We start from the raw sequence: 20664 nt of genomic DNA, 5'->3' as shown, positions 1-20664 counted from the left end.
CCTCAAGTTCAACCATTCGGTGCCGATAATTCAGGTCAGGACTCGTGTCTAAAAGAATAAAGGAACCTCCATGTCCAGTTTAATGAATAGTGCAATGAGTGGGCTCGGTGCGGCTCAGGCGGCACTGAACACCGTCAGTAATAACATTGCCAGTTATAACGTGTCCGGCTATACCCGTCAGACAACGGTCCTGTCTGCGGCAAACAGTACGCTGGGCGCAGGCGGTTGGGTGGGCAATGGCGTAACGGTCTCCAGCGTGCAGCGCGAGTACAACGCTTTTATCACCAATCAGCTGAATGCGGCGCAGAACCAGAGCAGTGGCCTGACCACGCGCTACCAGCAGATGTCAAAAATTGATGATTTGCTGTCTGACACCACTCATTCGCTTTCAGCCACCCTGCAGGACTTTTACGCCAGCCTGCAAACCCTGGTCAGCAACGCCGAAGATCCGGCTGCGCGTCAGGCGGTGTTGGGCAAATCTCAGGGGCTGGTAAACCAGTTTAAGACCACCGATCAGTATCTGCGTGACCAGGACAAACAGGTCAACGGGGCGATTGTTTCCACCGTGTCGCAGATCAACAATTATGCCCAGCAGATTGCGACCCTCAACGATAAAATCTCCAAACTGACCGGTGTCGGCGCAGGTGCATCGCCCAACGATCTGCTCGATCAGCGTGACCAGTTAGTCAGCCAGCTGAATCAGCTGGTCGGTGTGGAAGTCAACGTGCAGGACGGCAGTACCTACAATGTCACCATGGCGAACGGCTATAACCTGGTGCAGGGCAGTAACGCCCGCCAGCTGGCTGCGGTCCCGAGCAGCGCGGACCCGTCACGCACCACGGTGGCGTACGTTGATAACGTCGCGGGCAACATCGAAATCCCGGAAAAACTGCTGAACTCCGGTTCCCTGGGTGGCCTGCTGACGTTCCGCACGCAGGATCTCGACCAGACCCGTAACAGCCTGAACCAGATGGCACTGGCGTTTGCTGATGCGTTCAATACTCAGAACAAGGCCGGGATTGACGCTGACGGCAACGTGGGGAAAGACTTCTTTAACATCGGTGGGCCATCGGCGCTGAGTAACACCCAAAATACCGGCTCGGCGACGCTCGGCGTGGCCATGACTGACAGCAAGCAGGTGCAGGCCACTGATTATAAGATGAGCTTTGACGGCACCCACTGGCAGGTGACCCGTCTGTCGGACAACACCAGCGTGAGCCCGACCGTTGAAACCGACGGCAGTCTGAGTTTTGACGGCCTGAACGTCAAAGTCAGCGGAACCGCGAACAAAAACGACAGCTTCACCGTGAAGCCGGTCGCCAACGCCATCGTCAACATGAGCGTGGCGCTGAGCGACGCCAGTAAAATTGCGATGGGGATTGACGACGCCGAAACCGGTGAGAGCGATAACCGTAACGGACAGGCGCTGCTCGACCTGCAAAATAGCAAGCTGGTCGGTGGGAATAAAACGGTCAACGATGCCTATGCGGCACTGGTTAGCGATGTGGGGAACAAAACCTCAACCCTGGAAACCAGCAGCACCACTCAGGGCAACGTGGTGACGCAGCTGACCAAACAGCAGCAATCCATTTCCGGCGTAAACCTCGACGAAGAGTACGGCAACCTGCAACTGTATCAACAGTACTACCTGGCGAATGCCCAGGTGATGCAAACCGCCAGCACGCTATTCGACGCGCTGATCAATATTCGCTAAGGAGACGTGACGGATGCGTATTAGCACCTTAATGATGTACCAACAGACCATGGGCGGCATTAGCAACTCCCAGTCTTCCTGGTTGAAATACGGGGAGCAGATGTCCACCGGCCTGCGGGTAAACCGTCCTTCGGATGATCCGATTTCGGCGTCTCAGGCAGTCGTGTTGTCGCAGGCGCAGTCGCAGACTGCCCAGTTTGCCTCGGCGCGCAGCTTTGCGACGCAGCGTATTTCGCAGGAAGAAAATACACTCTCCTCGGTGACCAGTGCGATTCAGGCTGCGCAGGAGAAAATCGTCTACGCCGGAAACGGCACCCTGAGTGATGATGACCGTTCGTCGTTAGCCACCGATTTACAAGGGATCCGCGACCAGTTGATGAACCTGGCCAATAGCCAGGATGGCAACGGGCGTTACATGTTTGCCGGGTACAACACGGCTACCGCCCCGTTCGACAGCGCCAGTGGAACCTATACTGGTGGGACTCTCAACGTCGAGCAGCAGGTGGATTCCTCGCGGACCATGGTTATCGGCCACACCGGCAACAAGATTTTTGACACCATCACCAATAACGCGGTGGAAGAGCCGGACGGAAAACCGTCGGAAACTAATCTCTTTACTATGCTGGATACCGCGATTGCGGCCCTGAAAACCCCGGTTGCGGGCGACGACGCGGCCCAAGAAACGGCACAGGCGGCGATTGATAAAACCAACCGGGGTTTACGTAACTCGCTGAACAACGTGCTGAGCGTGCGGGCGGAAGTGGGCACCCAACTGAATGAACTGGATAAGCTGGATGCGTTGGGCGATGACCGTAAACTGAGCCAGACTCAGCAGATGAGCGACCTGGTGAACGTGGACTGGAACGAGACCATCTCCAACTACACCATGCAGCAGGCAGCGCTTCAGGCCTCCTACAAAGCGTTCAGCGATATGCAGGGCATGTCGCTGTTCCAGTTGAATAAGTAAGTTTTAACGGTTTAGAACGTGTCTTGAAACTGGCCATGTTCTCTGTGCCCGCGCCACTCACCCCGGCGCGGGCTTTTTTTTAGTTTTGCGGGCAGGTAGCCGCTTTTGTCTTGCCCATCACCCGAATCAGCAGCGCGATAGCCCCGGAGATTACCGCCAGGCTGACGACCGCAGGCCAACCCGCCATCGCGTACAGTTTGGTCCCCAGCGCTGAACCTAACGCCATGCCGATAAACACTACCGTGAACAACAGGGCATTCAGACGACCGCGTGCCTGCGGCTCAAGGCTGTAGACCAGATTCTGGTGTGCGACCAGGCTTGACTGTAAACCTAAATCAAAGCCGATGGCAGAAAGCGCAATCAGCGCCAACTGCCCATGCACCGGCAGGTACGGCAGGAAAAACATCAGCGCGAAGGAAAGGGTCACCAGGCCTGCACCCAGTTGCGTCACTTTGGCGGCTCCGAGTTTATCGGCCAGTCCACCCGCCAGCGGGGCGGCCAGTGCCCCGGCCGCACCGGCGATACCGTAGCCCCCGGCGACGGCGCTTCCTAGCTGATAATGTTCAGCCAGCATCACCGCCAGCGTGGACCAGAAGGCGCTGAACGCTACCGAGAGAAAACCCTGTGCCAGTGCGGCCCGACGCAGTTCCGGGAAGCGCTGCCATAGCTGCACTAGCGATCCCATCAGCGCCGGATAGCGCAGGCTGGAGTGGGTGCTGAATTTTGGCAATACGCGCCACATCACCAGCCCAATCAGGGCAATGCTTACCGCCGCGGCCTGGTACATCATTCGCCAACCCCAGGTCTCGCCTACGATGCCACTCACGGTACGCGACAGCAAAATCCCCAGCAGCAGGCCGGTCATCACCGTCCCGACCGTTTTCCCCTGTTTCCCGGCGGGGGCAAGAATGGCGGCGGCCGGAACGATATCCTGCGCCATGGTTGCCGTCATCCCAATTAGCAGGCTGACGACCAGCAGGGCGTGCAATTGGCTGGTGAAACTGCATAACAATAATAGCGCCGCCAGCAATGCACTTTTACCGAGGATCAGCCGACGTCGGTCGTGACGATCGCCGAGCGGCAGCAGAAACAGAATGCCCAACGCGTAACCTGTTTGGGTCAGGGTAGGGACTAAGCCCATCTGCTCAATGCTCAGATGCAAATCGCTGCCAATCAACGGCAACAGCGGTTGAGCATAATAAATGGAGGCCACGCTAAAACCGGCCCCGATAGCCAGAATCAAAATAATCCACGCTGCGGGGGCGGGAGATGCTGCCGGTGTGATGTTCATCTTTATTCCTCATTAAGGTATGGGACGTATTGTGATGTGAATCACACTGGCGCGGTAGCGGGCGCAGTGGTAAAACAGCTATACGTCAGGCGTATGAGCAACTAATCATGATAAGAACAGAGCGTATAGACCGGCTGGAACTGATGCGAACCTTTATCCGCATTATCGAAGCGGGATCGCTATCGGCGGCGGCGGTGCAGCTTGGCACCACTCAGGCCACGGTGAGCCGACGCTTGCAGTCGCTTGAATCATTGCTCGGGGCGAAGCTGATCCTGCGTTCAACCCATGCGATGAAACTCACCGATGATGGTGAACGGTGCTACCAGCATGCACGCCAGCTGGTGGATAGCTGGCTGGCACTCGAAGACGACTTGCAGCTTGCGGACGATAATCCGGTGGGCATATTGCGGGTCAGAGCCCCGCATGCGTTTGGACAACAGCAGCTGTTAACGCCGCTGGTGGATTTTTTGCAACGCTACCCGCAGCTCTCGGTGGAGTGGATGCTCAATGATAAGAACGTTGATTTCATGAGTGACAATATCGATTGTGCGATTCGCGTCGGGGCCGAGGTAGATCCGGCCACGGTGTCGGTTCTGCTGGCAGAGGTGCCGCGCAGCCTGGTTATCTCTCCTGAGTTGCTGGCAACCACCACCCAGGTCGTTCATCCATCAGCTTTATCCGAACTGCCGTGGGTGGCGATCAACACCTTTTATCAGCATGACGTGACGTTAAGGCACGCGCAGAGCCGTGAGAGCGTAACGTTCCCCATCGTGCCGCGTCTGAGTACCGACAGCGTGTACGTGGCGCGCAATACGGCCCTGGCAGGGCTGGGGGTAGCGCTGATTTCAAGCTGGACGGTTGAGGAAGATATTGCCCAGGGTAGGCTGATTGAACTGCTGCCTGAGTGGCAAGCGGCGGCGCTCCCGGTGCATCTGGTGTATCCGTGGGCGCGTTATTACCCGGCGCGACTGCGGAAGTTTCTCGATTTAATGCGCGAGGTGATGCCCAAGCTATCAGGGATGCGTTTACCGATGTCAGAATAAAAAAAACCGCCCGAAGGCGGTTTAATCATACTTTGCAGCTTAGTCCACAGACTGAGGACGGGTCGGACCGGCGGTTGCTGTGTGCGTAGCGCTATGGCCACCGGCAGAACCTTTACCTTCGAAACCGAATTCCGGGCGAACCCAGTCGCTCTGGCGCGGCGCTTCAGGAACATATTCCGGCGCTGGCGCACGCGTCATTGGCGCGGTAGCGTGCTTGGTGGCCACGACCGTTGGCTTCTGAGTAACCACCGGCTTGGTGACGGCTTGGACCGGAGCGGGTTCGACGACAGCTGGCTGTTCGGCAACCACGCTTTCAGTAACCACTTCCTCAGCAACTTCCTCAGCAACGACATTCTCAGCCTCAATAGCAGGTTCCACTTCTTCGGCAATTGCCGGAGTCGCTTCTTCTGCGGTGGCTTCTGCTACTGCGGTGTCTGCCTCGGTAATCACCTGCGGTTGTTCGCTCACCGGAGCGGCAATGACTTCCGGATGTGAGGTTTCAACCACGGGTGCCTGAGGTTCAACCTGAACGTTTTGTGGGGCATCAACCACCACCGGTTCAGTCACTGTGACTTCTTCTACTGCCGGCACAACTGGTGCCTGTTCAACCGCCTTCTCAACAACCTGTTCTGCAACAGGGGCTTGAGCCACGGCTTGAACCGGTGCGATTTCAATTACCGACGGAGCGGCTTCCTGCTCGCGGACTTCTTCCACCTGCGCATCGTGCGGGCGAGAAACCGGGTAGGAGATCCACACTTTACCTGAAGCCATTTCCGGAGAGGCACAGGCAATCGCCAGTGGCATTGGCGACTGGGCCGGGTAACGTTCGTCACGATAACGGCGACGACGCTGACCGCTCACGCGCAGGTGGCGCGGCGAACGACGGGAGCGACGCGGCATCCCTGCAGACTCACGGCTTTCAGTGTTTTCTTCTTCCGCAGGGGCTTCAACCACCGCTGGCAGGTCAACTTTTGCCAGTTCAGTATGTTTCACCGGTGCAGGTTCCGCTGGCGCGATAACGGCAGTACGTACTGCGGTTTCAGCGGCCGTTTCGATACGTATTTTCTGCGACAGATTGCGCGGCTTACGACGCGGCATAGACTGAACGCGTTCTTCCTGCTCAACGTCCTGAACCTGAACAGGTGCTTCTTCGCGTGGCTGAACCTTAACGTCCTGCTGCGGCTGGCGTTTGTCATCGTTACGACGACGGTTACGCTCGCGGCGTGGCTGCTGTTCGTCACGGGATTTCGCTTTATCAGCATCTTCAACCACGTTCAGCGGACGCGCTTCACGGGTTTCAGCGTTCTGCTGCGGCTTCTCGCGACGGTTACGGCGGTTATCTTCGCGGCCTTCGGTGTTATCACTCCGGTCACGATTATCGCGGTCATTACGTTCGCCACGGCGATCGTTACGGTCACCGCGGTCATTACGATCGCCACGGTCATTGCGGTCACGACGGTTAGACTGACGAGAACGACGGCGATCCTGTGGACGCTCTGATTTCTCTTCTTTCTTCACCGGCTCAGGCTCGGCGGCAACGACTGGCGCTTCACTGCTGAACAGGGATTTCAGCGCTGAGACGAAACGGGACAGCAGGCCAGGAGCCGCAGCGGTGGCAGCTGGTGCGGCTTTCTTCGCTTCTGGCGCAGCCGCTTTCGCGGTATCTTCCAGCGGAGCAGGTGGCGCATCCGGCATCACGAAGGTCGCCAGAGCAGGCTGCTCAGGACGCTTACGTTCAGCGGGTTCGTCTTCAGACGGCAGAGCCATCTCTTCTTCGTGCAGTTTCGGCAGCAGGTAGCTCAGAACCTGAGTCTCCTCGCCTTTACGCACACGCAGCACCGAGTAGTGCGGGGTTTCCATCTGATCGTTCGGGACAACGATGCAGCGGACGCCACCCTGACGGGTTTCGATGGCGCTGATCGCGGCACGTTTTTCGTTCAGCAGGTAAGAGGCCACCTGAACCGGAACAATCGCGTGTACTTCCTGGGTATTCTCTTTCAGCGCTTCTTCTTCAATCAGACGCAGAATGGAGAGTGCCAGCGATTCGTTATCACGGATGGTGCCGGTGCCGCTACAGCGTGGGCAGACGTGATGGCTGGATTCCCCCAGAGACGGGCTGAGACGCTGACGCGACATTTCCAGCAGACCGAAGCGAGAGATGTGACTGATTTGAATACGCGCCCGATCCTGACGAACCGCTTCACGCAGACGGTTTTCAACTGCACGCTGGTGGCGGACTGGGGTCATATCGATGAAGTCGATAACGATCAGGCCGCCGAGGTCACGCAGACGCAGCTGACGGGCAATTTCGTCTGCCGCTTCAAGGTTGGTGTTGAAGGCGGTTTCTTCGATGTCGCCGCCGCGGGTTGCACGCGCGGAGTTGATATCGATGGCGGTCAGGGCTTCGGTGCTATCGATAACGATAGAGCCGCCAGACGGCAGGCGCACTTCGCGCTGGAATGCAGATTCGATCTGCGATTCAATTTGATAATGGCTGAACAGCGGGATTTCACCGGTGTAGAGCTTAATTTTGCTGCTGAAATCCGGACGACCCAGCGCAGAGATGTGCTGGCGAGCCAGCTCAAGCACTTTTGGGTTATCAATGAGGATTTCACCGATGTCCTGGCGCAGGTAATCGCGGAAGGCACGCACGATGACGTTGCTTTCCTGATGGATCAGGAACGGCGCAGGGCGGCTTTCGGAGGCTTTCTGAATGGCTTCCCAGTGTTTCAGGCGGAAGCTCAGGTCCCACTGCAGTGCTTCGGCAGATTTGCCGACGCCAGCGGTACGTACAATCAGGCCCATGCCGTCTGGCAGTTGCAGGCTGGATAGCGCTTCTTTCAGCTCGGTACGATCGTCACCTTCGATGCGGCGAGAAATACCACCGGCACGCGGGTTGTTCGGCATCAGTACCAGGTAGCTGCCTGCCAGGCTGATAAAGGTGGTCAGAGCCGCGCCTTTGTTGCCGCGCTCTTCTTTATCGATCTGAACAATGACTTCCTGGCCTTCGCGCAGAACATCTTTGATGTTTGGGCGGCCATGCGCATTGTAATTAGCAGGGAAATATTCGCGGGCGATTTCTTTAAGAGGGAGGAAACCATGACGCTCGGCACCGTAATCGACGAATGCGGCTTCAAGGCTAGGTTCAATACGGGTAATTTTGCCTTTGTAGATGTTCGCTTTTTTCTGTTCGTGTCCTGGGCTTTCGATATCCAGATCGTACAGACGCTGCCCATCAACGAGGGCGACACGCAACTCTTCTTGCTGAGTTGCGTTGATTAACATTCTTTTCATCGTAACTTACTCATTATTCTTACATTGACGACTAAGCTACGGGCAGAGTTTTCCTTGCCGGGGGTAAACCGATGGCCTCGTGTCTGTTCACGTCGCCAACCTCACGGTTGTCGCTCGCTTAAGAGGCGCAGAGTGTCGGTAGTCTGCGTTTCTAACGGAACCGCAGCGCAATTATTCAGGGGAACAGCCTGGGAATCATTCTCCAGGGAGGGTTCCTTCTATACTCATTGTCTTTCAAGTCGCAGATGCGTTGGCTTCACCTGCTTACTCCAGCCATCTACTGGAGTAGCGCCTGGATCCCCAGGTTTGCCGCCTTTTCTGCGGCTTGAAATGTTGAGTATCAACCGGTAAGGACTGCAACCCGCAGCCCGCTAACTGTCTGAAAGATAAATACGTCTTACGCCATTGCTGCATAAAAAATCGTTCAGACAAAATGGGTCATTCCGTTTACTTACATGCTTGTATAAACAAGACTCGACACGGAAAACAGCATCATTATTCCCTGCTAACCTTGTTATAGCAAGATGACTTTTACCATTTATCACCCGCTTACTCACAGTTTTTTCACTTTCCGGAACCGATTGCTCTAATAAGCATCAATTCAGTCAGTGAGAATAAAAATGAGTGCCGTGGCGAAGTTAATATAAGCACAGAAAAAGGAGTGGCGCGAATGCCTGTGCCTCTTTAGAATCGCCCCCCATGAAAACTGAGACACCGACCGTAAAAATGGTTGCCATTGCCGATGATGAAGCAGGGCAACGAATTGATAACTTTTTGCGCACCCAACTGAAGGGTGTGCCGAAAAGCATGATTTACCGCATCCTGCGTAAAGGCGAAGTGCGGGTGAATAAAAAACGCGTTAAGCCGGAATATAAGCTGGAAGCGGGCGATGAAATTCGTATCCCACCGGTGCGCGTGGCCGAACGAGAAGAAGATGCTGTGTCGCCACATCTGCAGAAAGTGGCCGCGCTGAGCGACGTTATCCTCTATGAAGATGACCACATTCTGGTGCTGAATAAGCCATCAGGCACTGCGGTTCATGGCGGGAGTGGATTGAGCTTCGGGGTGATTGAAGGCCTGCGCGCGCTGCGTCCGGAAGCGCGTTTTCTGGAATTAGTGCATCGTCTCGACCGAGATACGTCGGGCGTGCTGCTGGTTGCCAAGAAGCGTTCGGCCCTGCGTTCTCTGCATGAGCAACTGCGTGAAAAAGGGATGCAAAAAGACTATCTGGCGCTGGTGCGCGGGCAATGGCAATCCCATACCAAAGTGGTGCAGGCCCCGTTGCTGAAAAATATTCTGCAAAGCGGCGAGCGCATTGTGCGGGTGAGTAGTGAGGGTAAACCGTCTGAAACTCGCTTCAAAGTTGAAGAGCGTTTCACTCACGCCACGCTGGTGCGCTGTAGCCCGGTGACTGGCCGTACCCATCAGATCCGTGTGCATACCCTGCATGCGGGCCATCCGATTGCGTTTGATGACCGTTATGGCGATCGTGAGTTCGATAAACAGCTGGCGGGTACCGGGCTTAATCGTCTGTTCTTGCACGCGGCGGCGCTGAAATTTACCCATCCGGGTACGGGGGAAACGTTGCGTATCGAAGCCCCAATGGATAACCAGCTAAAGCGCTGTTTGCAGGTGCTGCGTAGCCAGAAGTAAAACGCCTAACGTATAAAAAACGCCCCGTTTGGGGCGTTTTGCGTTTTAGCGCAGCAGCGGATTGTACTGCTCGTGTCGGAGCATCTTACACAGCGCAATCAACGGCAGGCCGACCAGGGTGTTCGGGTCACGTCCTTCCAGTCGTTCAAACAGTGAAATCCCCAGCCCCTCGCTTTTAAAACTGCCCGCGCAGTTCAGCGGTTGCTCTTTTTTAATGTAATGGTTGATCTCCGCGTCGGTAAGATGACGGAAGTGAACGTCGAACGGTTCGCATTCGGTCTGCAAATGGCCGTTAGCGCTGTTATACAGGGCAAGGCCAGTATAGAAGGTGACGACGTGTCCGCTCGCTTCACGCAGCTGCAGGCGTGCATTTTCTTCGGTAAGCGGTTTACCCGTGATGTTCCCGCCCAGGACGCACACCTGATCGGAACCAATAATCAGATGCTGAGGAAAGCGTTCAGCCAGCGCTTTCGCTTTAGCCTGCGCTAATCGCAGCACCAGCTGGCGCGGAGATTCACCCGGCAGGGCAAGTTCATCAACCTCAGGTGCGGCACATTCAAAGGGGACTTCGAGCTTTTTTAACAGCTCGCGGCGATAGGGTGAAGTGGAGGCAAGGACAAGTTGCGACATATTTTTTTATCAGACTCTGGTGATTCGGATTGCGACATTTTAAACTACAGGCCGCAATGTGTGCGAATAATTGGCAAAAGGCGCCTGAGGGTGCCTTTTTCTTTGACTCTATGACGTTACAAAGTTAATATGCGCGCCCTATGCAAAAGGTAAAATTACCCCTGACTCTTGATCCGGTTCGTACGGCTCAAAAACGCCTCGATTACCAGGGTGTCTACACCCCGGAACAGGTGGAGCGTCTTGCCGAGTCTGTGGTCAGTGTGGACAGTGATGTGGAATGCGATATGACATTCGCCATCGACAATCAGCGCCTCGCCGTTATTAAAGGTGATGCGAAGGTTGCGGTGACTCTCGAGTGCCAGCGCTGCGGGAAACCGTTCCCACATGCCGTTCACACAACGTATTGTTTCAGCCCGATCAAAAATATTGAACAGGCGGAAGCACTCCCGGAAGCGTATGAGCCGATTGAAGTTAACGAATTCGGTGAAATCGATCTGCGGGCATTGGTTGAGGATGAAATCATTCTCTCCTTGCCAGTAGTTCCGGTGCATGATTCTGAACACTGTGAAGTGTCCGACGCGGACATGGTTTTTGGTGAATTGCCTGAAGATGCGCAAAAGCCAAATCCATTTGCCGTATTAGCCAGCTTAAAGCGTAAGTAATTGAGGAGTAAGGTCCATGGCCGTACAACAGAATAAACCAACCCGTTCCAAACGTGGCATGCGTCGTTCCCATGACGCGCTGACCGCAGTTACCAGCCTGTCTGTAGACAAGACTTCTGGTGAACAACACCTGCGTCACCACATCACTGCCGACGGTTTCTACCGCGGCCGCAAGGTAATCGCTAAGTAATCACGCGATACTCGCCGTTTTTCGTGTTGCCCTGCAGCGTGAAAAACGAAGAGTATAAGCGTGGTGAAGCTTAGTGAGGATATCCCCGTGTTAACGGGGATACACCAAACCGGGCGGCGACGAAACCTTGACACGTCTGACCTTAGCGTTGGATGTCATGGGGGGCGATTTTGGCCCTTCCGTGACGGTGCCTGCAGCATTGCAGGCACTGCACGCTAACCCACAACTCTCGCTTCTTCTCGTCGGTGACGCCGACACCATAACGCCATTACTCGCCAAAGCTGACTTCGAACAACGTTCACGTCTGCAGATAATCCCTGCCCAGTCAGTTATTGCCAGTGATGCACGCCCGGCTCAGGCGATACGTAATAGCCGGGGAACGTCTATGCGCATCGCGCTGGAGTTGGTCAAAGAAGGGCGCGCAGAAGCCTGCGTCAGTGCCGGAAATACCGGTGCGTTGATGGGGCTCGCAAAATTATTGCTCAAACCTCTCGAAGGGATTGAGCGTCCGGCGTTGATGACGGTTCTGCCACATCAGCAAAAGGGCAAAACGGTGGTGCTCGATTTGGGCGCTAACGTGGATTGTGACAGTACAATGCTGGTGCAATTTGCGGTGATGGGCGCGGTGATGGCCGAAGAAGTAGTGGGCATTACCAACCCACGGGTCGCGCTGCTTAATATCGGGGAAGAAGAGAGCAAAGGTCACGAGAGCATCCAGGATGCGTCGGCGATGCTGAAAACAGTCTCTTCCATCAACTATATTGGTTATCTCGAAGCTAACGAATTATTGACCGGTAAGACGGATGTGCTGGTGTGTGACGGTTTTACGGGGAACGTCACATTAAAAACCATGGAAGGCGTTGTCAGAATGTTTCTTTCTTTGCTGAAATCGCAGGGAGAGGGTAAAAAGCGTCCGTGGTGGCTGAAAATTTTGAAACATTGGTTACAAAAAAGCCTCTCGCGGCGATTCAGTCACCTCAACCCCGACCAGTATAATGGCGCCTGTCTGTTAGGATTGCGCGGCACGGTGATTAAGAGTCATGGTGCAGCCAATCAGCGCGCGTTTTGCGTGGCGATTGAACAGGCAGTGCAGGCGGTGCAGCGTGAGGTCCCACAGCGGATCGCCGCTCGCCTCGAATCTGTATTACCACCAAAAGACTGAGCGTACATGTATACGAAGATTATAGGTACCGGCAGCTATCTGCCTGAACAAGTGCGTACCAACGCCGACCTCGAAAAAATGGTAGATACGTCTGACGAGTGGATTGTCACACGCACAGGTATCCGTGAGCGCCGTATTGCCGCGCCAGATGAATCCGTGTCAACGATGGGCCTTGAAGCCGCGAAACGCGCGCTGGAAATGGCTAACATTGACGCTGAACAAATTGGTTTGATCGTCGTCGCGACGACCTCCGCAACTCACGCTTTTCCAAGCGCGGCGTGCCAGATCCAGTCGATGCTCGGCATTAAAGGTTGCCCGGCGTTCGACGTCGCTGCGGCCTGTGCGGGCTTCACCTACGCGCTGAGCGTGGCCGATATGTACGTTAAATCCGGTGCGGTTAAACACGCTCTGGTGATCGGCGCGGACGTGCTGGCGCGTACTTGCGATCCGACCGATCGCGGCACGATTATTATCTTTGGCGATGGCGCAGGTGCCGTCGTGCTGGGCGCTTCTGAGCAGCCGGGCATCATTTCTACCCATCTGCATGCTGATGGCAACTACGGTGAACTGCTCACCCTGCCGAATGCCGATCGTGTTCACCCGGAAAACTCTATTCACCTGACCATGGCAGGGAATGAAGTGTTCAAAGTCGCGGTGAAGGAACTGGCCAACATCGTTGAAGAGACGCTGGCGGCGAACAATCTTGACCGTTCAGAACTGGACTGGCTGGTGCCGCATCAGGCGAACCTGCGCATTATCAGCGCGACGGCGAAAAAGCTTGGCATGTCGATGGATAACGTTGTAGTCACCCTCGACCGCCACGGCAACACCTCCGCGGCGTCCGTGCCTTGCGCACTGGATGAAGCCGTACGCGACGGGCGTATTAAAGCCGGTCAGCTGGTGCTGCTTGAAGCCTTCGGCGGCGGGTTCACCTGGGGCTCCGCACTGGTTCGTTTCTAATTAAGGATTATAAGATGACGCAATTTGCATTTGTGTTTCCGGGACAGGGTTCTCAGGCAGTAGGCATGTTGGCTGAGCTGGCTGCGACTTATCCGATTATTGAAGAAACCTTCGCAGAAGCTTCTGCGGCGCTGGGCTACGATCTGTGGGCGTTGACGCAACAGGGTCCGGCGGAAGAACTGAACAAAACCTGGCAGACTCAGCCAGCGCTGCTGACCGCGTCTGTCGCGCTGTATCGCGTCTGGCAGCAGCAGGGCGGTAAAGCGCCTGCGCTGATGGCCGGTCACAGCCTGGGTGAGTACTCTGCGCTGGTGTGTGCCGGTGTGATTGACTTTGCCGATGCGGTACGTCTGGTCGAACTGCGTGGTAAGTTCATGCAGGAAGCGGTTCCGGAAGGTACCGGTGGCATGTCTGCTATCATTGGCCTGGACGACGCGTCTATCGCGAAAGCCTGTGAAGAATCTGCCGAAGGGCAGGTGGTGTCTCCGGTGAACTTTAACTCACCGGGTCAGGTGGTTATCGCCGGGCATAAAGATGCCGTAGAACGTGCGGGTGCGGCATGTAAAGCTGCTGGTGCTAAACGTGCGCTGCCGCTGCCAGTGAGCGTCCCGTCTCACTGTGCGCTGATGAAGCCTGCCGCAGAGAAACTGGCTGCAGAACTGGCCAATATCACCTTTAATGCGCCGCAGATTCAGGTTGTTAATAATGTGGATGTGAAGTGCGAAACCAATGCTGATGCGATTCGCGACGCGCTGGTTCGTCAGCTCTACAGCCCGGTACAGTGGACCAAAACCGTTGAGTTTATGGCTTCACAGGGCGTTGAGCACCTGTATGAAGTGGGCCCGGGTAAAGTCCTCACTGGCCTGACTAAACGTATTGTTGACACCCTGACTGCGTCGGCCATTAACGAGCCGGCGGCGATGTCTGCGGCGCTTGAGCAATAAGAAGAGGAAAAGCAAAACCATGAGTTTTGAAGGAAAAATTGCACTGGTTACCGGTGCAAGCCGCGGCATTGGCCGTGCTATCGCTGAGACGCTCGTTGCCCGTGGCGCGAAAGTTGTCGGTACTGCCACCAGCGAAAGCGGTGCTCAGGCCATCAGCGACTATTTAGGTGCAAACGGTAAAGGTCTGATGTTGAATGTGACCGACCCGGCATCTATTGAATCTGTTCTGGGAAATATTCGCGCAGAATTTGGCGAAGTGGACATTCTGGTCAATAATGCCGGGATCACTCGTGATAACCTGTTAATGCGAATGAAAGATGATGAGTGGAACGATATCCTCGAAACCAATCTGTCATCAGTTTTCCGTCTGTCAAAAGCGGTAATGCGAGCTATGATGAAAAAGCGTCATGGTCGTATTATCACTATCGGTTCTGTGGTTGGTACCATGGGAAATGCTGGTCAGGCCAACTACGCTGCGGCGAAAGCGGGTTTGATTGGTTTCAGTAAATCGCTGGCACGTGAAGTCGCGTCTCGTGGTATTACTGTAAACGTTGTTGCTCCGGGCTTTATTGAAACGGACATGACGCGTGCGCTGTCAGACGATCAGCGTGCGGGTATTCTGGCGCAAGTTCCAGCGGGTCGCCTTGGCGATGCAAAAGAAATCGCCAGTGCGGTTGCATTCTTAGCCTCTGACGAAGCAGGTTACATCTCTGGTGAAACTCTGCACGTCAACGGCGGGATGTACATGGTCTGACCGTAGTTTGCACAAAATGCTCAGGATCCGCGCACTCTGTGCGCTTCTGAGTAAGATTACGTGCAAAATGATTTGCGTTATTGGGGCAAACACCCGCAAAATAGCGTAAAATCGTGGTACGACCTGCCGGGATTTAGTTGCAAATTTTTCAACATTTTATACACTACGAAAACCATCGCGAAAGCGAGTTTTGATAGGAAATTTAAGAGTATGAGCACTATCGAAGAACGCGTTAAGAAAATTATCGGCGAACAGCTGGGCGTTAAGCAGGAAGAAGTTACCAACGCAGCTTCCTTCGTTGAAGACTTGGGCGCTGATTCTCTTGACACCGTTGAGCTGGTAATGGCTCTGGAAGAAGAGTTTGATACTGAGATTCCGGACGAAGAAGCTGAGAAAATCACCACCGTTCAGGCTGCCATTGATTACATCAACGGTCACCAGGCGTAAGTGAACATCTCCAGGCGGTCATTCGACCGCCTGAGTTTTATCTTTTTGTCCCACATTTCTCTTTTTTATCCCTCCCTGGAGGACAAGCGTGTCTAAGCGTCGTGTAGTTGTGACCGGACTTGGCATGTTGTCTCCTGTCGGCAATACCGTAGAGTCCACCTGGAAATCTCTTCTTGCCGGTCAGAGCGGCATCAGCCTAATCGACCATTTCGATACTACCGCCTATGCAACGAAATTTGCTGGCTTAGTAAAGGATTTTAACTGTGAAGACATTATCTCGCGTAAAGAACAGCGCAAGATGGATGCCTTTATTCAATATGGAATTGTCGCTGGCGTACAGGCCATGCAGGATTCTGGCCTTGAAGTGACGGAAGAGAACGCCACGCGTATCGGTGCTGCTATCGGCTCCGGCATCGGCGGACTCGGCTTGATCGAAGAGAACCACAGTTCACTGGTTAAGGGTGGTCCACGTAAGATCAGTCCATTCTTCGTACCGTCCACGATTGTTAACATGGTGGCAGGTCACCTGACCATCATGTTCGGGCTGCGCGGCCCAAGTATTTCCATTGCCACGGCGTGCACCTCAGGTGTACACAACATCGGTCATGCGGCACGAATGATTGCCTATAACGATGCTGATGCCATGCTGGCCGGTGGTGCTGAAAAAGCGAGTACGCCTTTGGGTGTTGGCGGTTTCGGTGCAGCGCGTGCGCTGTCGACCCGCAATGACAACCCGCAGGCGGCAAGCCGTCCGTGGGACAAAGACCGTGATGGCTTCGTGCTGGGTGACGGTGCGGGCATCATCATGCTCGAAGAGTACGAACACGCGAAGAAACGTGGCGCGAAAATCTATGCTGAAATCGTCGGTTTCGGCATGAGCAGCGATGCTTACCACATGACGTCTCCACCAGAAAACGGTGCCGGTGCGGCGCTGGCAATGGTGAACGCAATCCGCGATGCGGGTATCGAACCTGGCCAGATTGGCTATGTCAATGCGCACGGTACATCAACGCCTGCGGGCGATCTTGCCGAAGCACAGGCGGTGAAGTCGGTATTTGGTGAGGTAGCAAGCCGTATTATGGTCAGCTCCACCAAGTCAATGACCGGTCACCTGCTGGGCGCTGCGGGCGCGGTCGAATCAATCTACTCGATTCTGGCCCTGCGCGATCAGGCAGTTCCGCCAACCATCAACCTGGATAACCCAGAAGAAGGTTGTGACCTCGACTTCGTGCCACACGAAGCGCGTCAGGTCAGCGGTATGGAATACACGCTGTGTAACTCCTTCGGCTTTGGCGGTACCAACGGATCTCTGATCTTCAAAAAGGTCTGATGTTCCGTTAGCGATGAAAAAGGCCTGCGATGCAGGCCTTTTCTTTAAGCTTTCTCCGCTTGAGAAAGCGTGTTCCCCCTGCCAGACTAACGGATCACTGCTAAGGAGCCGCTATGTTCTTGATAAACGGTATGGAACAGGATTCTCTCGCCGCCAACGATCGTAGTATCCAGTTTGGCGACGGCTGCTTTACCACCGCTCGTCTCTGTAATGGCAACCTCCCTTTTTTTGAGCAGCATCTTCGTCGCTTGCAGGAGACCTGTCGCGCGCTGATGATCCCGTTTGTAGACACCGAAATGCTCGCACAGGAGATGCAGTCCCTGGCGCAAGCACACCGCGACGGCGTGCTCAAAGTCATTATTACCCGCGGTAGCGGAGGGCGAGGTTACAGTCCTTCAACTTGTCAGACGCCTGTGCGCATTCTCTCCGTTTCGCCTGTTCCTGCTCATTACCCGCACTGGCAGCAGCAGGGCATTACCCTCGCGTTAAGCCCCGTTCATCTCGGGCGCAATCCCGCATTGGCTGGCCTGAAACACCTGAACCGCCTCGAGCAAGTGCTGATCCGCGCGCATCTTGAACAGACAGACGCTGACGAGGCCCTGGTTCTTGACAGCGAAGGGTGGGTTACGGAATGCTGTGCGGCTAATTTATTCTGGCGTGCGGGTGATACCGTTTTCACCCCACGTCTCGACCATGCGGGTGTCAGGGGCATTATGCGCCAGCACATTATGGCGTTGCTGGCACAAAGCCGTTACCGCGTTGTCGAAATTAATGCCCGGGAAGACGCCGTGCGTCAGGCAGATGAAGTGCTGATTTGTAATACGCTGATGCCCGTTGTTCCCGTGAATCAGTTTGCTGACGCTCGCTATCTTTCGCGCGAGCTGTTCGAATTTTTGGCCCCACTTTGTGAGCAGTCGATTAAGTCATGAAGAAAATGTTTCGGTTTGTCCTCCTGCTGTTGGTGATGTTTGCGATTGCCGCAGGCGTTGGGATGTGGAAAGTTCGCCAGTTGGCGAACAGTAAAATTCTGATTAAAGATGAGACCATTTTTACCCTTAAAGCCGGGACCGGGCGCATGGCGCTGGGTGACTCGCTGTATGTGGAAAAAGTGATTAATCGACCTCGTGTATTCCAATGGTTGCTGCGCGTTGAGCCTCAGCTGTCGCATTTTAAAGCCGGGACCTACCGTTTTACGCCGGGTATGAGTGTGCGTGACATGCTGCAACTGCTGGCCAGCGGCAAAGAGGCACAGTTCCCGTTGCGCTTTGTAGAAGGGATGCGCGTCAGCGATTACCTCAAACAGCTGCGAGAAGCACCCTACGTGAAGCACACGCTGAAGGATGACAGCTATGCCACCCTAGCTGAAGCGCTGAAGCTTGAACATCCTGACTGGGTGGAAGGCTGGTTCTGGCCGGATACCTGGATGTATACCGCCCACACCACCGATTTGCAGATCCTCAAACGTGCGCACCTGAAAATGGTCAATGCTGTTGAGAGCGCCTGGAAAGGTCGGGCGGATAATCTTCCGTATCAGGATCAAAACCAGCTGGTGACCATGGCCTCGATTATCGAAAAAGAGACCGCCGTAGCTGCGGAGCGCGACAAAGTGGCATCGGTGTTTATCAACCGGCTGCGGGTCGGTATGCGTCTGCAAACCGATCCAACGGTTATTTATGGCATGGGCGAGCGCTATAATGGCAAGCTAAGCCGTAAAGATCTCGAGACCCCAACGGCGTATAATACCTACGTGATTGCCGGGATGCCCCCTGGCCCGATTGCCACGCCGGGGGAAGCCTCGCTCAACGCTGCGGCACATCCGGCGAAAACGCCGTATCTCTATTTTGTCGCCGACGGTAAAGGTGGCCACACGTTCAATACCAATCTTGCGAGCCACAACCGCTCAGTGCAGGATTATCTGAAAGCACTTAAGGAAAAAAATGCGCAGTAAGTATATCGTCATCGAAGGCCTGGAAGGCGCAGGTAAAACCACCGCACGCAATCTGGTGGTCGAAACCCTCGAGCAGATGGGCATCCGTGATTTGGTGTTTACCCGCGAGCCGGGTGGCACAATTCTCGCGGAAAAGCTGCGCAGTCTGGTGCTGGATATCAAATCCGTCGGCGACGAAGTGATCACCGACAAAGCGGAAGTGCTGATGTTCTATGCTGCCCGCGTACAGTTGGTCGAAACGGTTATTAAGCCTGCGCTGGCAGAAGGGAAGTGGGTGATTGGCGATCGCCATGACCTGTCGACTCAGGCGTATCAGGGCGGCGGACGGGGTATCGATCAGCATCTGTTGGCTACGCTGCGCGACGCGGTGCTGGGTGATTTCCGTCCGGACCTTACGCTGTATCTGGATGTCACTCCGGAAGTGGGCCTCAAACGCGCCCGCGCGCGTGGTGACCTCGACCGTATCGAGCAAGAATCCTTCAATTTCTTCCATCGCACGCGCGCCCGTTATCTTGAACTGGCGGCGAGCGATCCGTCCATTCGCACTATCGACGCCACTCAGCCGCTGGAGACCGTGATGCAGAACATCCGCACAACCCTGGCCGCCTGGGTTGAGGAGCAGGGCGCATGAAATGGTACCCGTGGCTGCGCCCGTCGTTCGAGCTGCTGGTTGCCAGCTATCAGTCCGGACGCGGCCATCACGCCCTGTTAGTCCAGGCGCTGCCTGGCATGGGCGCGGATGCGCTGGTGTACGCCCTGGTACGATTCCAGATGTGCCATACGCCGGACGGACAGAAAAGCTGCGGAAAATGCCATAGCTGCCAGCTGATGCAGGCGGGCACCCATCCGGATTATTATCACCTGGCGCCGGAAAAGGGCAAAAGCACCCTGGGGATCGACGCGGTACGCGCCATCACCGAAAAACTCTACGAACGCGCGCGGCTCGGCGGGGCGAAAGTGGTGTGGGTCAGCGATGCGGCACAATTGACGGAAGCTGCGGCGAATGCGTTGTTAAAAACCCTGGAAGAGCCGCCGGAAAATACCTGGTTCTTCCTGCAATGTGAAGAACCTGCCCGGCTGCTGGCGACACTGCGCAGTCGCTGCCGTCATTTCCACCTCGCACCTCCGGCTGAAAACTACGGTCTGGCTTGGCTGGGCAGGGAAGTGACAACGTCACAAGAAAGTTTACTCACCGCCTTACGTCTGACGGCGGGCGCGCCCGCCGCGGCGCTGGAACTGCTTGACGAGTCGCGTTTTGCCCCTCGGCAACAACTTTGTACGGCGCTGGACGGCGCGTTGCAAAGCGGTGACTGGCTATCGCTGTTGCCGGTACTCAATCACGACAGCGTAGCGGAGCGCCTGTACTGGCTCACCTCCCTGCTGCTGGACGCGCAGAAAATGCAGCAGGGCATCTCCCTGCTGACCAACGTCGATGTATGGACTCTGGTGCAGCGTGTGGCGGAACACCTTTCACCGGCACGACTACAGGCGATGACTCATGACGCCTGTGAATGCCGTGAACAGCTGCTCAACGTCACCGGACTGAACCGCGAGCTGATGCTCAACGACCGCTTGTTACGCTGGGAACACTGGCAGCAACCCGCCAGCGTGTTGCCCCTTGCTCACGTGTAGAAAACTCATCTGTAAGCCATTCACCTGTCAAAAAGAAATATTA

The 20664-nt window shown here is 55.4% G+C and carries 18 protein-coding genes and 1 pseudogene; 16 read left to right on the top strand and 3 right to left on the bottom strand.

Going from position 1 to position 20664, the window contains the following annotated elements; translation table 11 throughout:
• The first annotated feature begins 70 nt into the window (after positions 1-70).
• Positions 71-1714, top strand: coding sequence for a flagellar hook-associated protein FlgK (gene flgK / locus SIK69_RS21110; RefSeq protein ID WP_319787023.1), 1644 nt, complete (start codon positions 71-73; stop codon positions 1712-1714).
• Positions 1715-1727: 13 nt separating this feature from the next.
• Positions 1728-2681, top strand: a complete 954-nt coding sequence (gene flgL / locus SIK69_RS21105; RefSeq protein WP_319787022.1) for a flagellar hook-associated protein FlgL — start codon at positions 1728-1730, stop codon at positions 2679-2681.
• A 79-nt stretch (positions 2682-2760) separates the two neighbouring features.
• Here the strand turns inward: flgL and SIK69_RS21100 are convergent, their stop codons facing one another.
• The gene (locus tag SIK69_RS21100; protein ID WP_374941381.1) at positions 2761-3972 is read right to left on the bottom strand and encodes an MFS transporter; all 1212 of its coding nucleotides are present in this window, start codon (positions 3970-3972) and stop codon (positions 2761-2763) included.
• A 36-nt stretch (positions 3973-4008) separates the two neighbouring features.
• Here SIK69_RS21100 and SIK69_RS21095 point away from each other — a divergent pair.
• A pseudogene (locus SIK69_RS21095) lies at positions 4009-5015 on the top strand (LysR family transcriptional regulator).
• A gap of 39 nt (positions 5016-5054) precedes the next feature.
• Here SIK69_RS21095 and rne read toward each other — a convergent pair.
• Positions 5055-8309: a ribonuclease E gene (gene rne / locus SIK69_RS21090; RefSeq protein WP_319787021.1), complete on the bottom strand. Its 3255-nt coding sequence runs from the start codon at positions 8307-8309 to the stop codon at positions 5055-5057.
• 699 nt (positions 8310-9008) lie between these two features.
• On the opposite strand from rne, the gene rluC reads away from it, so the two are divergent.
• Positions 9009-9962 (top strand): 23S rRNA pseudouridine(955/2504/2580) synthase RluC, encoded by a 954-nt coding sequence (gene rluC / locus SIK69_RS21085; protein ID WP_319629961.1) that lies wholly within the window; start codon positions 9009-9011, stop codon positions 9960-9962.
• Between the two features lie 45 nt (positions 9963-10007).
• Here the strand turns inward: rluC and SIK69_RS21080 are convergent, their stop codons facing one another.
• The gene (locus SIK69_RS21080) at positions 10008-10592 is read right to left on the bottom strand and encodes a Maf family protein (protein WP_319629962.1); all 585 of its coding nucleotides are present in this window, start codon (positions 10590-10592) and stop codon (positions 10008-10010) included.
• A gap of 140 nt (positions 10593-10732) precedes the next feature.
• Between SIK69_RS21080 and yceD the strand changes: the two genes are divergently transcribed.
• From yceD to holB, 12 genes are all read left to right on the top strand, one after another.
• On the top strand, positions 10733-11254 hold the full coding sequence (yceD, locus tag SIK69_RS21075) for a 23S rRNA accumulation protein YceD (protein WP_319629963.1): 522 nt from the start codon (positions 10733-10735) through the stop codon (positions 11252-11254).
• Positions 11255-11270: 16 nt separating this feature from the next.
• Complete coding sequence (gene rpmF, locus SIK69_RS21070) at positions 11271-11444, top strand: 50S ribosomal protein L32 (protein WP_003036242.1); 174 nt, start codon at positions 11271-11273, stop codon at positions 11442-11444.
• Between the two features lie 127 nt (positions 11445-11571).
• Complete coding sequence (gene plsX / locus SIK69_RS21065) at positions 11572-12606, top strand: phosphate acyltransferase PlsX (RefSeq protein ID WP_319629964.1); 1035 nt, start codon at positions 11572-11574, stop codon at positions 12604-12606.
• Between the two features lie 6 nt (positions 12607-12612).
• Positions 12613-13566, top strand: coding sequence for a beta-ketoacyl-ACP synthase III (locus tag SIK69_RS21060; RefSeq protein ID WP_319629965.1), 954 nt, complete (start codon positions 12613-12615; stop codon positions 13564-13566).
• Positions 13567-13580: 14 nt separating this feature from the next.
• Positions 13581-14510 (top strand): ACP S-malonyltransferase, encoded by a 930-nt coding sequence (fabD, locus tag SIK69_RS21055; RefSeq protein ID WP_319629966.1) that lies wholly within the window; start codon positions 13581-13583, stop codon positions 14508-14510.
• A 19-nt stretch (positions 14511-14529) separates the two neighbouring features.
• Complete coding sequence (gene fabG, locus SIK69_RS21050; RefSeq protein WP_319629967.1) at positions 14530-15264, top strand: 3-oxoacyl-ACP reductase FabG; 735 nt, start codon at positions 14530-14532, stop codon at positions 15262-15264.
• Between the two features lie 210 nt (positions 15265-15474).
• Positions 15475-15711 (top strand): acyl carrier protein, encoded by a 237-nt coding sequence (gene acpP / locus SIK69_RS21045; protein WP_319629968.1) that lies wholly within the window; start codon positions 15475-15477, stop codon positions 15709-15711.
• An 88-nt stretch (positions 15712-15799) separates the two neighbouring features.
• Entirely contained in the window at positions 15800-17041 is a 1242-nt protein-coding gene (gene fabF, locus SIK69_RS21040; RefSeq protein ID WP_319629969.1) for a beta-ketoacyl-ACP synthase II, read from the top strand.
• Positions 17042-17154: 113 nt separating this feature from the next.
• On the top strand, positions 17155-17970 hold the full coding sequence (gene pabC / locus SIK69_RS21035; protein WP_319787020.1) for an aminodeoxychorismate lyase: 816 nt from the start codon (positions 17155-17157) through the stop codon (positions 17968-17970).
• Positions 17967-18989: a cell division protein YceG gene (gene yceG, locus SIK69_RS21030; protein WP_319787019.1), complete on the top strand. Its 1023-nt coding sequence runs from the start codon at positions 17967-17969 to the stop codon at positions 18987-18989. Before pabC ends, yceG begins: the two co-directional genes overlap by 4 nt.
• Positions 18979-19620: a dTMP kinase gene (gene tmk / locus SIK69_RS21025; protein ID WP_319629972.1), complete on the top strand. Its 642-nt coding sequence runs from the start codon at positions 18979-18981 to the stop codon at positions 19618-19620. The genes yceG and tmk overlap by 11 nt, the downstream gene beginning before the upstream one ends.
• The gene (gene holB / locus SIK69_RS21020) at positions 19617-20621 is read left to right on the top strand and encodes a DNA polymerase III subunit delta' (protein WP_319787018.1); all 1005 of its coding nucleotides are present in this window, start codon (positions 19617-19619) and stop codon (positions 20619-20621) included. The genes tmk and holB overlap by 4 nt, the downstream gene beginning before the upstream one ends.
• Positions 20622-20664: the final 43 nt, after the last annotated feature.

It is taken from the genome of Scandinavium lactucae, from assembly GCF_033843265.1.
Lineage (GTDB): Bacteria > Pseudomonadota > Gammaproteobacteria > Enterobacterales > Enterobacteriaceae > Scandinavium > Scandinavium lactucae.
The sequence above is the reverse complement of the archived record's forward strand: the minus strand, read 5'-3'. Positions and strand labels throughout refer to the sequence as shown.

Coding starts and splice junctions, on each gene's coding strand:
- rluC (WP_319629961.1), top strand. CDS start 9,009: ATGAAAACTGAGACACCGACCGTAAAAATGGTTGCCATTGCCGATGAT.
- rpmF (WP_003036242.1), top strand. CDS start 11,271: ATGGCCGTACAACAGAATAAACCAACCCGTTCCAAACGTGGCATGCGT.
- holB (WP_319787018.1), top strand. CDS start 19,617: ATGAAATGGTACCCGTGGCTGCGCCCGTCGTTCGAGCTGCTGGTTGCC.
- SIK69_RS21080 (WP_319629962.1), bottom strand. CDS start 10,592: ATGTCGCAACTTGTCCTTGCCTCCACTTCACCCTATCGCCGCGAGCTG.
- SIK69_RS21100 (WP_374941381.1), bottom strand. CDS start 3,972: ATGAACATCACACCGGCAGCATCTCCCGCCCCCGCAGCGTGGATTATT.
- tmk (WP_319629972.1), top strand. CDS start 18,979: ATGCGCAGTAAGTATATCGTCATCGAAGGCCTGGAAGGCGCAGGTAAA.
- fabD (WP_319629966.1), top strand. CDS start 13,581: ATGACGCAATTTGCATTTGTGTTTCCGGGACAGGGTTCTCAGGCAGTA.
- flgL (WP_319787022.1), top strand. CDS start 1,728: ATGCGTATTAGCACCTTAATGATGTACCAACAGACCATGGGCGGCATT.
- rne (WP_319787021.1), bottom strand. CDS start 8,309: ATGAAAAGAATGTTAATCAACGCAACTCAGCAAGAAGAGTTGCGTGTC.
- yceG (WP_319787019.1), top strand. CDS start 17,967: ATGAAGAAAATGTTTCGGTTTGTCCTCCTGCTGTTGGTGATGTTTGCG.
- yceD (WP_319629963.1), top strand. CDS start 10,733: ATGCAAAAGGTAAAATTACCCCTGACTCTTGATCCGGTTCGTACGGCT.
- flgK (WP_319787023.1), top strand. CDS start 71: ATGTCCAGTTTAATGAATAGTGCAATGAGTGGGCTCGGTGCGGCTCAG.
- acpP (WP_319629968.1), top strand. CDS start 15,475: ATGAGCACTATCGAAGAACGCGTTAAGAAAATTATCGGCGAACAGCTG.
- SIK69_RS21060 (WP_319629965.1), top strand. CDS start 12,613: ATGTATACGAAGATTATAGGTACCGGCAGCTATCTGCCTGAACAAGTG.
- fabG (WP_319629967.1), top strand. CDS start 14,530: ATGAGTTTTGAAGGAAAAATTGCACTGGTTACCGGTGCAAGCCGCGGC.
- pabC (WP_319787020.1), top strand. CDS start 17,155: ATGTTCTTGATAAACGGTATGGAACAGGATTCTCTCGCCGCCAACGAT.